The following is a 13,155-nucleotide window of genomic DNA, read 5'->3' on the forward strand; positions in this document are numbered from 1 at the left end:
AGCACGGCCTTATGCGCTCGCTTTACACTCTTGGATTACGGGCTCCGGCGCGGCCATCCGCCATGGACTCGATAATACGGTGGTAGTTTTCGAAGCGAAACTCGGCGATATCGCCATTATCAACGGCTTCGCGTATTAAACAACCCGGGTCGTCCAGGTGCTTGCAGTCTCTGAACTTGCAGCCGCCTAAATACTGACGAAACTCTTTAAAGCACCAGGCCACACGCTCTGGCTCTAAATGCCACAAACCGAATTCCCGAATTCCCGGCGAGTCGATCAGATTACCGCCGCTTGGCAGGTGGTGGAGGCGTGAGACCGTGGTGGTGTGTTGCCCCAGGCCACTGTTTGAGGACACTTCCTGGGTGAGGATCTCGGCATCTGGAAGCAGGGCGTTCACCAGGCTTGATTTACCGACGCCACTTTGGCCCACGAAAATACTGTTTTTATCGACCAGCTCAGCCTTGAGATTATCCATGCCTTCGCCACTGTGACTGCTTACCAGGTGAATGTCGTAGCCTAGCTCATGATACTCGGCGAGTATTTCCATAAACATGTCGCGGTCTTCATCATCAAGCATGTCGACCTTGTTTAACAGCAATACCGGGGCAATGCCCATGTCTTCACAGGCGACGATATAACGATCGATAATTTGTGTGCTGAACTCGGGCACCACCGCCGACACCATCATGATCTGGTCGATGTTGGCCGCCACAACTTTAACGCCATCATAAAAGTCCGGGCGGGTAAGCTGAGAGCGACGCTCTTCAACCAGCTCAACCACACCGGCAATATCGCCATCGCTGACGTTGGCACGACGAAACAGCACCTCATCGCCACAGACCAAACTGGTTACGGTGCGGCGAATATTACAGCGCAGCACTTCGCCGTCGGGCGTTTCTATGTCGGCATGCTGGCCAAAGCGACTGACTACAACCCCTGGCTCTTGAGCGCCTAGGTTATCGTTATCGAATTCGGTTGTTTGGGTGTCGGCTGAGCTTTCTTTGGCGCGTTGTAAGCGCTTTTGATGATTCGCCCGAATGCGTCGAGCTTGGCCTTTGGACAGTTTTTTCTTTTTTGCCACGCGGTCTCTGTACTTAGCTGGTCTAAACCTTTTTAAAAAAGCTTTAGGTCTATGAGTTAAGCTAATATGATATATCTTATTGCGTTAAACCGAAAGTAAAGCAGGGTTGGGTTGAGATGGCCGTGAACGATAAAAATTTAGTGTGGTTAGATTTGGAAATGACGGGGTTAGACCCGGAGCATGACCGAATTCTAGAAATAGCGACCATAATTACCGACAGCGAGCTCAATATTCTTGCTCAGGGCCCGGTGATCGCCATTAAACAAAGTGATGAATTGCTCGATGGTATGGATGAGTGGTGTACTAACCAACACGGTAAGTCGGGATTAACGGCACGGTGCAAAGCCAGTGAGATAACGGAGCAAGAAGCCATGGCTGAAACCCTGGCATTTTTAGAGCAGTGGGTACCCAAGGGGGCTTCACCCTTGTGTGGTAACTCCATCGGTCAGGATCGCCGTTTTCTAGTGCGTTATATGCCCGAGCTCGATAACTACTTCCACTATCGCAATATCGATGTCAGTACCATTAAAGAATTAGCACGACGCTGGCAGCCCGAGGTTCTTGATAAGGTAACCAAGCAGGGATCACACCTGGCTTTGGACGATATTAAGGACTCGATCATGGAATTGCAGGTTTATCGTACAGAAATCTTCAAAATTTAAAAAAATCCTTAAAAAGGGCTTGCAAACAAGGGGCAATATTGTAGAATCCTGCCCCGCTTAAGACGAACAGCATTGTTTGTTATTTAAGCCCTTGTGAAGCAGTTTTATTTTGCTGCTGACCTGTGAAGCGGCACTAGCTCAGCTGCTAAATTGCAAAGCCGCAACCTCAGGTTGCGACCAGCGATAAAACAAAGAGCGACCTATGAAGCGGCACTAGCTCAGCTGGTAGAGCGCAACCTTGCCAAGGTTGAGGTCACGAGTTCGAACCTCGTGTGCCGCTCCAAATTTTCACTCGTTTAGCTCAACGTTTGAATCTTAATTCAGAGCATTTATGAAGCGGCACTAGCTCAGCTGCTAAATTGCAAAGCCGCAACCTCAGGTTGCGACCAGCGATAAAACAAAGAGCGACCTATGAAGCGGCACTAGCTCAGCTGGTAGAGCGCAACCTTGCCAAGGTTGAGGTCACGAGTTCGAACCTCGTGTGCCGCTCCAATTTTCCTCACAAAGATTTTTCAGACATAGATCCCCAATTCTCTTTGACCGATTCCCAATTTAGTGTTTGGTACTTTCTGCTGTTAATTGTCCACCTGGATTTGCTGCTGTTAATTGTCCACCTGGATTTGCTGCTAATACTATTGTGCTAGCTGCTTAGGCACTGCCTTATTCGGGGGTCGGATAAACTGACTCCTCATAGCTGCTGCTTTACTTTTATTGACTATAGTTACACAAGCTTAAGCAAGAGAGTGTAGAGATGGCGGGGCAAGGGGTGTCAAAGGACGGTGAAACGAATTCGGCGCTTAATTACGCTGTGCATATCGACCAGTTTGGTGAGCCGGCGCAATTAGGTGCGGCCCTGATCGATGCCGTGCAGGAGTTGGGATTGCAAAGTAATGTCGAATTACGTTTGGGCGGAACGGTGTTGCACCTGGCCCATGCGGGGACCTGCTCTCCCATAGTTATCGAACTATTTGATATGTTGAAAGGGCGGGGTCGCTTGCAGGAGTTTTCTCAGCATTTATTGGTTAATTATGACAAAGTCAGTCTGCTTATTTTGACCATGCCGGAGCAGGCGCCGCAACGCCACGCCAATCTCCGCGAGCAGTTGTGTGCCCTAGTGGCAGTGACCGATAAACGGTTATCCCAGTTATGTGATCAGCTCGGCGGCCTTAGTTAGGGGATGACGCAAAGCGCCTCTATCTACGCGTCCCGAACTACGCGTCCCGAACCAAGCCTTTTTCCACGGCTCGAATAAGGCGCTGGGTCTTCTTCTCGGTGCTAATAACCTTGACCTTTATGGTCTGTGCTTTGTTTTGCTGTTGTGCCAATGCCCAATGAATATGCTCGCTAACCAGCTCATCTGCCTCGCTCAGTCGCGCCTCAAGAGCCTGCACTATGGTTTTATCGTAAGGGGCATTACCCAAGGCTACGGCAATATTACGAAGCCAGCGCTGATGGCCAATGCGGCGGATAGGGCTGCCCTCGGTGTTCTTTAAGAAGGTTGCTTCATCCCAGCTAAAGAGGGCAAGCAGGCTTTGGTCGCGCAGTTGTGCCCGGGCATGAAAGTCTTGCTCGGCGGTAATTTGGCCATAGCGGTTCCAGGGGCAGATCAGCTGGCAATCATCACAGCCATAAATACGGTTGCCCATGGCCTGGCGGTATTGCTCGGGAATGGCACCTTTAAGCTCTATGGTCAGGTAGGAGATACATTTGCGGGCATCGACCACAAAGGGTTCAACGATGGCGCCGGTTGGACACATGGTCATACAGGCCACGCAGTTGCCACACTCGCCCTGGCTGGCCAGGCGTTCGGCCGGGTCGTCTACCGGTAGGGGGATATCGACAAACAGCTCCCCGAGGAAAAACCAGGAACCGGCCTGCTTATCGATAATTAGGCTGTGTTTGCCGGTAAAGCCAAGACCGGCCTTGGCGGCCAGCTGACGCTCCAGAACCGGAGCTGAGTCGACAAAAGGACGAAAGCCAAGGTTCTCTACCCGTTCGCTAATGCGCTGACCTAGCTTCTTAATGCGGTTGCGCATAAGCTTGTGGTAATCGCGGCCCAGGGCATAGCGACTGATATAGGCCAGGTTTGGGTCCTTTAAGGTTTTTGCGAAGCCTGCATCGGGGGGCAGATAGTGCATTTTTAGGGAGATCACCCGCTGCGTGCCCGGCACCAGTTCGTCCGGGCGAGAGCGCTTGGTGCCATGCTCGGCCATAAAGTTCATTTCGCCGTGATACCCCAAGTCGAGCCAACGTTGCAATTGGGCTTCATGCTGGCGCAAATCGATATCACAGATTGCGGCATCGGCAAAACCCAGTTCGCTTGCCCATTGCTTAATTTGTTGGGCTAGTTCAGGATAATTGATAGTGTCTTGAGGCAAAAGTAAACAACCATGGATCTTAGCTACAGTACTAATTTACCACAGCAGGCTTACAGCCCCCAACAGTTAAGAGAAAACGAGGCGCAAGCAGCCAAGCACTGCGGCATAAGCATGACCGAGCTGATGGAAACCGCCGGTGGTGCGGTAGCGGCTTGGGTGCAGGCGCATTATGCCAACAACCAGCGGGTGCTGGTGGTGGTTGGCAGTGGCAATAATGGTGGTGACGGCTTTGTTGTCGCCGAGCAGTTAAGGCGTGCCGGTTATTCGGTGCAGGTGTGGCCTCTGCTGTCTTTGGCCCATTTGGGTCGCGATGCCAAAGAAATGATGCAGCGCTATCGGCGCGGCGGTGGCGAGTGTGTGGCCAAACCCAATCTGCATCAGTTCGAACTGATCATAGATGCTGTGTTCGGTATTGGCTTGGACCGCCCCTTAAGTCAGCAGCTGCAAGACACCTTTACTCACCTCAATGAACTGCCTGCAGTGCGCGTTGCCATCGATGTGCCCAGTGGTGTTAATGCTAAAACTGGTGAAGTTTATCAGGGGGCGTTTGCCGCGCACCACACCCTGACCTTCATCGGTTTAAAACAGGGCATGCTTACCGGGCGTGCTAAAACGCAATGTGGCCTTCTCTGGTTCGCACCCCTGGGGGTAGATCAGGCGTTTGCTCATATCTGTATGCCCAAGGCGCGCCGTCTCGTCCATGATGAGATGATGAGAAAGCGCCCGCAGCGCCAGCCCTGCGCCCATAAGAACAATGCCGGCCATGTGTTGGTGATAGGTGGTGGCTTAGGCATGGCCGGAGCCGCGCGTTTGGCCAGTGAAGCCGCACTGCGCTGTGGCGCCGGTCTGGTCAGTGTGGCCACCCATCCCCAGAACGTAATGGCGGTCTTACAGGGGCGCTATGAGTTGATGGTGCATGGGGTCGAGAGCCGCGAACAGTTAACGCCGCTTATCGATAAGGCCTCGGTGCTGGTGGTGGGGCCAGGACTGGGTCAATGCCAATGGGCTCAGAAGATGCTCCGCCAGGTCTTAGAGCAGGGCAGGGATAAAGTTAAGGTACTTGATGCCGATGCCCTAAACTTGCTGGCAAAAAATCCTCAGGAGCTCAGGGCGGCGGTGCTGACGCCGCATCCAAAAGAGGCGGCCAGGCTGCTCAATATTAGCGTGAGTGAGGTCGAAGCCAATCGCTTTGTTGCCCTGAGAGAAGTGGCAAAACGTCATCAAGCGAGCGTATTGTTAAAAGGGCCGGGTACCTTGATCGGTTGTGAGCAAAGGCAGTGGATCAACAGCAGTGGCAGCGAGGTACTAGCAAGCGCTGGATGGGTGATGTATTATCTGGTATTATTGCTGCTTTGTTAGCCCAGGGACTCAGTGCCCAGGATGCCACTTGCCTTGGTGCCTACTTGCATGGTTTCGCTGCCGAGCAGGCGGCGGCACAAGGCGGCAAGGGGCTATTAGCCAGCGATTTATTCCCAGTTTTAAGAGCATTAGTAGGATAAGCAATAGATGAGTCATGTATATCACCAGTATTTAGCCGATGAAGCGGCCACCGTGGCCTTTGGCAACAGCCTCGCAAAATTAGTGGCAGGTGGTGTGGTGATTTATCTCTATGGCGATCTGGGGGCCGGTAAAACCACCCTAAGTCGGGGCTTAGTGCAAGGGCTGGGCCATAAAGGCAAGGTTAAGAGTCCCACCTATACCTTGGTGGAACCTTATGAGCTCCCCGAGGTCAATATATATCATTTTGATTTATATCGATTAGCTGATCCCGAAGAGCTGGAATTTATGGGTATCAGGGATTATTTTGATGACAGTGCCGTGTGTATTCTAGAGTGGCCCAGTAAGGGGGCCGGGGTGATCCCCCGCGCCGATTTAAAAATCACCTTAGAATATAACGGTGAAGCGCGTGAGATCAGCGTCCTTGCCGATACCGAGCGAGGCGCTGACATAGTAACGAAGTTAAAAGGCAATGCTTAAAACAATTACAACCGCGAGCAAGATTACCTTAAGTTGCATACTACTGTTGTGGGCTGCGGCCGTTTCGGCTCAAAATAAAATTGAAGGCGTGCGGGTTTGGCCGTCGCCGGATAGTACCCGCATCGTATTCGATATGGCCGAGAAGCCGGATTACAGCTTTTTTATGCTGAGTAATCCGCGCCGGCTGGTGGTGGATATCAATAACACCGCCCGACATAATGATTTTCCAAAGATAGAAAGAAAACACCAGCTTGTTGATGTGATCCGTGCCAGCAAGCCCAAAAAAGCCGGTTCTACCCGGGTGGTGTTTGAGCTGCTTAAACCAACAAAACCCGTGCTCTTTGCGCTGGCGCCGACCGGCCCCTATAAAGACCGTTTAGTGATCGATTTATACGATAAAAGCGACGGCCAAAGCACCGAGAAAACCCCAAAAAACCGTCTCCTTGAAACGAATCGTGACATAGTGATCGCCATTGATGCCGGTCATGGCGGAGAAGACCCGGGCTCCATAGGCCCCAGTGGCACCTATGAAAAAGACATCACCTTGAAAATCGCTAAGCGCTTGGAGCGCCTGATCAATGCTGAGCGTGGTATGAAGGCCCATTTAGTGCGCAGTGGCGATTACTTTATCAAGGTGAACTTGCGCAGCGCCAAGGCGCGTGAGCGTAAGGCCGACTTTCTTGTGTCTATTCATGCCGATGCCTTTACCAGCCCGCAGCCTAGAGGGGCCTCGGTGTGGGTGTTGTCACTACGCCGCGCCAACTCTGAAATTGGTAAATGGATTGAGGACAGGGAAAAACACTCGGAATTACTCGGTGGTGCAGCGGATGTCATTCGCGATACCGCCAGCGAGAAATACCTTGCGCAGACGCTGCTTGATATGTCCATGGACCACTCCATGAAGACCGGCTTTAAGGTTGCCGAGGAGGCGGTTAAAGAGCTCAGCAAGGTAGCCAAAATGCATAAACGCTACCCGCAGGCGGCAAGCCTGGGGGTATTGAAGTCTCCGGATATTCCGTCAATCCTGGTGGAAACCGGCTTTATCTCCAACCCCCACGAAGAGCGACTGTTACTTTCTGCGGGGCATCAGGAGAAACTGGCGCAAGCGGTGTTTAAGTCGATCCGCAGGTATTATCAACAGAACCCACCGGATGATTCCCTGTTCGCTACCATTAAGGCGCAGAGTCCAACCCGTCATAAGATTTCTCGCGGTGAGTCGTTAAGTGTGGTCGCCAGTCGCTATGGCGTTTCGGTCAATGCCCTGAAACAGGCTAACAAACTTAAATCAGATCGGGTCTATATCGGCCAGGTACTGACCATCCCCAGCACCTAAGAGAGCTTATGAGCATAGAGATATTACCGGCGCGTTTGGCTAACCAAATCGCCGCCGGTGAGGTTGTTGAGCGTCCCGCCTCGGTGGTTAAAGAGTTGGTAGAAAACAGCCTGGATGCCGGGGCAACTCGTATTCGGGTCGATATTGAGCGTGGCGGCCATAAGCTCATTCGTATCAGCGATAACGGTGCTGGCATAGCCAAGGACGAATTGACCCTGGCGTTGTCGCGCCATGCCACCAGTAAGCTAAAAAGTCTCGATGATCTGGAAAATATTTGTTCGCTGGGCTTTCGCGGCGAAGCCTTGGCGTCCATCAGTTCGGTGTCTCGGCTTACGCTGAAGTCCAAGCCAGCGGCGCAAGCCGAGGCCTGGCAGGCCTTTGCCGAGGGCCGGGATATGGCGGTGCAGGTGCAGCCAACGGCGCACCCGGATGGCACCAGCATAGAAGTAAAGGATCTATTTTTTAATACGCCGGCACGACGCAAGTTTCTACGCACCGAAAAGACCGAGTTTAGCCATATCGATGAGTTGCTTAAGCGCATCGCCCTCAGCCGCCTCGATATTGCCCTGACCTTAACGCACAATGGCAAGGTGGTGCGTCAGTATCGCCCGGTCAGCGAAGAGCAGGCGGTTAAGCGCATTGCGCAGGTGGCCGGTAAGGGCTTTGCCGAGCAGGGCATGCACCTGCAAAGTGGCGAACAGGGGTTGTATTTGCACGGCTGGATCATGCCGCAGGAAACTCAAACCGAGCCGCAATACACCTATGTGAATGGCCGCATGATGCGCGATAAGTTGATCTTACATGCAATTCGTCAGGCCTTTGAAGAGCATGTGGGCGCCACCCATGTACCAGCGTTTGTCCTGTATTTGGATATAGATCCTCGTCAAGTGGATGTTAATGTGCACCCGGCCAAACACGAGGTGCGTTTTCATCAGGCGCGCTTGGTACACGACTTTATTTTGCAGGCGGTGCAGCAGTTAATCGCCACCGAGCAAAGCCTGTTTGGCGAACGAGAAACGCCAGCTCAGACACAAGCCTCCCATACACCCATGGAATATGGCGATTATCCAAAGTCCCATTTGCAGCCCCAACTGATGCAGCCGAGCCTGGACGGTCAGTCTAGGGGGGCGGCATCGTCTAACGGCTCTGCCGGCAGCGCCGCAGCGAATAGCAGCTATACCCGTTCCGCGCCCAAAGCGGCGCAAATTGAACAGGCTAATCGCTTCTACCAAGGCATTAGCGAGGCGCAGGCGCACAACTTTACCCAAGCCGCCCAGCAGGCCGCGCCGTCAGAGGGTATGTCGCTAACAGGCCAAGCCGTTGAGCTTCTGCCTTTAAATCAAGGGCGCTGCGCCCTTAGCCTGGAAGGCGAGCTGTACCTCGGGCATTGGCGCAGTGTGTTACAACCGGCCTGGCAACAACAACTGCAAGCAGATGCCCAGTTACCCGGACGGGCGTTGTTACTGCCGGTGCGGGTGGCCATCAATAAAGAGGAATTTGCCCAGTTAGAGCAAAGTCACTCCTGGTTGGCGGTGCTGGGGTTTGATCTGGAGCTGGCAAAGCAGCATGTAATGGTTAAACGTTTACCCAGTTGCTTGTACAGCTTGGATGCCAAAGAGGTGGTCGAGCGCCTGTTAGCAGCGCCGCTAAGTGAAGAAGATGGTGAGCAGCCCTGGTTAGAATGGCTGGCGACCCAGGTACCGGCGGTTTATTTTGATGGCCAGGATTTTCTTTCTTGGCAGTTGGAGTTGCAAAAATGCCCAGAGATAATGCAGCACTTGCGGCAAAAAGCCGTTAAAATAGACGTATCCGAGCACCTCAATCAAATAAGCGTTTAAAGTCCTGTGAGTACACTGCCAGTTATATTTTTAATGGGGCCGACGGCCTCGGGAAAAACCGATCTTGCCATCGAGCTTTGCCAGCACTTTGATACCGAAGTGATCAGCGTCGACTCGGCCTTGGTATACAAGGGTATGGACATAGGTACGGCCAAGCCCACAGCCGCAGAGCTGGCAAAGGCACCTCATCGGCTGATCGATATCATCGACCCGGCTGACAGTTACTCCATGGCGGATTTTCGCAGCGATGCCCTGGCCCATATCAAGGAGTTACACGCTCAAGGCAAGGTGCCTCTATTGGTGGGTGGGACCATGATGTATTTCAAAGGCTTGCTTGAAGGCTTATCGCCCTTACCCGAGGCGGATGAAGCGGTGCGGGCCGAGTTGGACAAAGAGGCCAAAGAGCAAGGCTGGCCGGCTTTGCACCAGCAGTTGCTGGAAATAGACCCGCAGGCCGCCGCCAAGATCAATGCCAACGATTCGCAGCGTATTAACCGCGCCTTAGAGGTTTATCGTATAAGTGGTAAAACCATCACGGAGCTGCAGCAAACCAAGGCACAAGCTCTTGATTTTCCTGTTTATCAGTTTGCGATTGCGCCAAGTGATCGCAAGGTGTTGCACCAGCGCATTGAGAAAAGATTCAAAATAATGCTGGAGCAGGGGTTTGAAAATGAAGTTTTGTCCTTATATAAAAGGGATGATTTGCACCCCGATTTGCCCTCGATACGTTGTGTCGGCTATAGACAAATGTGGGATTACATCGCCGGTGAAATTGACTATGATGAGATGGTCTTTCGCGGCATTGCGGCAACCCGCCAGTTAGCAAAACGTCAGCTAACCTGGTTGCGCGGTTGGCCGGACCTCACCTGGCTTGAAAGTGGGGATAGAGAAAACTTGCAACGTATAGTAAGTTCGCTAAGCTAATATTATTGGGACGATTTTTCTTTTAAGTATGTTCCAGATATAGTTACATAATAACACCTAAAAACTAAGGAAAATAACAATGGCAAAAGGCCAATCGTTACAAGACCCATTTTTGAATGCGTTACGTCGTGAGCGTGTTCCTGTTTCTATCTTTTTAGTTAACGGCATCAAACTGCAAGGTAAAATTCAGTCATTTGACCAATTTGTGATCTTGCTTGAAAACACAGTAAACCAAATGGTGTATAAGCACGCGATTTCGACCGTCGTGCCGGCCCGTTCAGTGAATTTCCACGGTGCGCAAGGAACAGACGCGCCTGAGTCAGAAGAAGGGAACTTTTAATCAGTAGGAGCAGTGTGCTTGTTTGACCGTTATGAAGCCGGCGAACAGGCAGTCTTAGTACACATAGAGTTTCCCCATGAAGGTGATAGAGAAGACCTTCAAGAGTTGGAAATGCTGGTGTCTTCTGCAGGTGTTAGTAGTCTGATGGTTGTGCAAGGCAGCCGTCAGGCGCCACACCCCAAGCTATTCGTCGGCACGGGGAAAGCAGAAGAAATCGCTGAGATTGTCCAATCCCACAACGCAGATGTCATTATATTCAATCACGAATTAAGCCCATCACAAGAGCGCAATCTAGAGAGAGTGTGCAAATGCCGCGTGCTCGATAGAACCGCGTTGATTTTAGATATTTTCGCCCAGCGGGCGAGAACCCATGAAGGTAAACTCCAGGTTGAGCTGGCGCAGTTGCGTCATATTTCTACCCGTTTGATCCGAGGCTGGACGCACTTGGAGCGACAAAAGGGTGGTATAGGTCTACGTGGCCCGGGTGAAACCCAGCTTGAGACCGACCGCCGATTGCTGCGTGCGCGTATTAAAAACATCCTTAAACGTCTTGATAAAGTAGCGAAACAGCGTGAACAAGGGCGTCGGGCGCGAAATCGCAATGAAATTCCAAGTGTTTCTCTGGTTGGTTATACCAACGCCGGTAAATCGACCCTGTTTAACCGCCTTACCGAGTCGGATGTGTATGCCGCGGATCAGCTGTTCGCGACTCTGGACCCCACTTTGCGTAAGCTGGAAGTGCCGGATATCGGCAGCGTGATCCTTGCCGATACCGTGGGCTTTATTCGTCATCTTCCCCATGATCTGGTGGCGGCCTTTAAGGCGACCCTGACCGAGACTCGTGAAGCGGATCTGCAACTGCATGTGATCGATGCCGCCGACTCGCGGCGTAAAGAGAACATCGAGCAGGTGCAGGAAGTGCTTGAGGAAATCGAGGCTAACGAGATCCCGCAATTGCTGGTGTACAACAAAATTGACCAGCTCGAAGACGTTGAGCCGCGTATCGACAGAGACGACGAAGGCAAGCCGCGTCGAGTCTGGTTATCAGCCCAGCAAGGCCAAGGGGTTGAGCTGTTAAAGCAGGCGATCAGTGAATTGCTGGCGAAGCAGATGCTCAACACCTTACTGTGTGTGCCGCCTAGCCAGGGGCGTTTGCGTGGTGCGCTATACAACCTCAACAGCATCAATAAAGAAGACTATGATGAGCATGGCAATTGGTTGCTGCAGGTGAAGGTACCCATGAGCGAGTGGAATAAGCTGAAAAAGGAAATCGGCGAACAAATCGATAGCTACCTTACTTAGCATGGGAAAATACGCTAAAGTAGCACCAGTAAAGATTTTCTTGTGCCACATGCGGGTCGAGCTCGGCCACAGCATGTGACAACGCAGGTAATGCTAAGCTAGCATTGCCCCGAGTAACGAATATTGACAACTATGGAGTAGAGCTATGGCCTGGAACGAGCCGGGTAACAATGGCAACGGCAAAGACCCTTGGGACAATAAAGGTGGTCGCGACCAAGGCCCACCGGATTTAGACGAAGTACTGAAAAAGTATTCCGATAAGTTTGGCGGTCTGTTTGGCGGCAACAAGGGCGGCAACCGAGGTGGCGGCGTCGGTGGCGCTGGCATCTTTATTGTGGTGATCATTGCCCTGATTATTTGGGCCTTGAGTGGCTTTTATACAGTAAAAGAAGCGGAACGCGGCGTGGTCTTACAATTTGGTAAGTTTGCCCGTATCGCCGAGCCGGGCCTGCGTTGGAAAGCAACCTTTATCGAAAACGTGATCCCCGTTGATATCGAAGCGGTACGTTCGCTGTCTGCGTCTGGCTTTATGCTGACCGAAGACGAGAACGTAGTAAGCGTTGAATTCGAAGTGCAGTATCGCGTCGTTGACCCGTATCTATACAAGTACAGTGTCACCGATGCCGATCACAGTCTTCAGCAAGCCCTAGATAGTGCACTGCGCTACGTAGTCGGTCATGCGGAGATGGATCAAGTATTGACCACAGGTCGTGAACTGGTGCGTCAAAGCACCTGGGAAGAGCTGAACGGTATTATCGAGCCCTATAACCTAGGTTTAGTGGTTACCGATGTGAACTTTAAAGACTCTCGCCCGCCGGCGGAAGTAAAAGATGCCTTCGATGACGCCATCGCCGCGCAGGAAGACGAAGAGCGTTTTATTCGTGAAGCGGAAGCTTATGCCCGTGAAATCGAGCCTCGTGCCCGTGGTCGCGTTACGCGTATGACCCAGGAAGCCGAAGCCTACCGCGAGCGTGTAACCCTGGAAGCTCAGGGTGAGGTAGCGCGCTTTGAAAAGCTGTTACCTGAGTATCAAAGCGCTAAGCAGGTAACACGTCAGCGTTTGTATATTGATGCCATGGAGCAGGTGCTAGGCAACAGCTCTAAAGTCTTGGTTGACGTTGAAGGCGGCAACAACATGATGTATCTGCCTTTGGATAAAATCATGGAGCAGCATTCGTCAGGTAAAAAAGTAACTTTACCAAATTCCAATACCATCCAGGATTTACGTAACAAGCTAGGCACTAATTCATCGCAAAACAGCCAGGTAAATTCTGCCAACGACCGTTTTGCTAAAGACCGCTTTAATGGAGGACGATAAGG

At 52.0% G+C, this 13,155-nt stretch carries 11 protein-coding genes, 2 tRNA genes and 1 pseudogene; 12 read left to right on the forward strand and 2 right to left on the reverse strand.

What is annotated here, in order from left to right; translation table 11 throughout:
• Nucleotides 1–22 precede the first annotated feature (22 nt).
• Entirely contained in the window at nt 23–1,081 is a 1,059-nt protein-coding gene (gene rsgA, locus C2M36_RS03255; protein WP_105253679.1) for a small ribosomal subunit biogenesis GTPase RsgA, read from the reverse strand.
• A 116-nt stretch (nt 1,082–1,197) separates the two neighbouring features.
• Between rsgA and orn the strand changes: the two genes are divergently transcribed.
• The 4 genes from orn (at nt 1,198) to C2M36_RS03275 (ending at nt 2,917) form a co-directional block, all read left to right on the forward strand.
• Nucleotides 1,198–1,743 (forward strand): oligoribonuclease, encoded by a 546-nt coding sequence (orn, locus tag C2M36_RS03260; protein ID WP_105253680.1) that lies wholly within the window; start codon nt 1,198–1,200, stop codon nt 1,741–1,743.
• Between the two features lie 207 nt (nt 1,744–1,950).
• A tRNA-Gly gene (locus C2M36_RS03265) sits at nt 1,951–2,026 on the forward strand.
• 133 nt (nt 2,027–2,159) lie between these two features.
• A tRNA-Gly gene (locus tag C2M36_RS03270) sits at nt 2,160–2,235 on the forward strand.
• A gap of 259 nt (nt 2,236–2,494) precedes the next feature.
• Nucleotides 2,495–2,917: a hypothetical protein gene (locus C2M36_RS03275; protein WP_105253681.1), complete on the forward strand. Its 423-nt coding sequence runs from the start codon at nt 2,495–2,497 to the stop codon at nt 2,915–2,917.
• A gap of 37 nt (nt 2,918–2,954) precedes the next feature.
• Here C2M36_RS03275 and queG read toward each other — a convergent pair whose 3' ends face one another.
• On the reverse strand, nt 2,955–4,121 hold the full coding sequence (gene queG / locus C2M36_RS03280; RefSeq protein WP_105253682.1) for a tRNA epoxyqueuosine(34) reductase QueG: 1,167 nt from the start codon (nt 4,119–4,121) through the stop codon (nt 2,955–2,957).
• 123 nt (nt 4,122–4,244) lie between these two features.
• On the opposite strand from queG, the pseudogene C2M36_RS03285 reads away from it, so the two are divergent.
• The 8 genes and pseudogenes from C2M36_RS03285 (at nt 4,245) to hflK (ending at nt 13,153) form a co-directional block, all read left to right on the forward strand.
• Nucleotides 4,245–5,620, forward strand: a pseudogene (locus tag C2M36_RS03285) (NAD(P)H-hydrate dehydratase).
• Between the two features lie 7 nt (nt 5,621–5,627).
• Complete coding sequence (tsaE, locus tag C2M36_RS03290) at nt 5,628–6,098, forward strand: tRNA (adenosine(37)-N6)-threonylcarbamoyltransferase complex ATPase subunit type 1 TsaE (RefSeq protein ID WP_105253683.1); 471 nt, start codon at nt 5,628–5,630, stop codon at nt 6,096–6,098.
• Nucleotides 6,091–7,431 (forward strand): N-acetylmuramoyl-L-alanine amidase, encoded by a 1,341-nt coding sequence (locus C2M36_RS03295; protein WP_105253684.1) that lies wholly within the window; start codon nt 6,091–6,093, stop codon nt 7,429–7,431. The genes tsaE and C2M36_RS03295 overlap by 8 nt, the downstream gene beginning before the upstream one ends.
• Before the next feature lie 8 nt (nt 7,432–7,439).
• The gene (gene mutL, locus C2M36_RS03300) at nt 7,440–9,269 is read left to right on the forward strand and encodes a DNA mismatch repair endonuclease MutL (protein ID WP_105253685.1); all 1,830 of its coding nucleotides are present in this window, start codon (nt 7,440–7,442) and stop codon (nt 9,267–9,269) included.
• A gap of 6 nt (nt 9,270–9,275) precedes the next feature.
• Complete coding sequence (gene miaA, locus C2M36_RS03305; protein WP_199883009.1) at nt 9,276–10,193, forward strand: tRNA (adenosine(37)-N6)-dimethylallyltransferase MiaA; 918 nt, start codon at nt 9,276–9,278, stop codon at nt 10,191–10,193.
• 79 nt (nt 10,194–10,272) lie between these two features.
• Complete coding sequence (hfq, locus tag C2M36_RS03310) at nt 10,273–10,533, forward strand: RNA chaperone Hfq (RefSeq protein WP_105253687.1); 261 nt, start codon at nt 10,273–10,275, stop codon at nt 10,531–10,533.
• 18 nt (nt 10,534–10,551) lie between these two features.
• Nucleotides 10,552–11,835: a ribosome rescue GTPase HflX gene (hflX, locus tag C2M36_RS03315; RefSeq protein ID WP_105253688.1), complete on the forward strand. Its 1,284-nt coding sequence runs from the start codon at nt 10,552–10,554 to the stop codon at nt 11,833–11,835.
• Between the two features lie 145 nt (nt 11,836–11,980).
• On the forward strand, nt 11,981–13,153 hold the full coding sequence (hflK, locus tag C2M36_RS03320; RefSeq protein ID WP_105187954.1) for an FtsH protease activity modulator HflK: 1,173 nt from the start codon (nt 11,981–11,983) through the stop codon (nt 13,151–13,153).
• Nucleotides 13,154–13,155: the final 2 nt, after the last annotated feature.

Source organism: Pseudoalteromonas sp. T1lg75, assembly GCF_002964705.1.
In the GTDB taxonomy this organism is placed as follows: Bacteria; Pseudomonadota; Gammaproteobacteria; order Enterobacterales; family Alteromonadaceae; genus Pseudoalteromonas.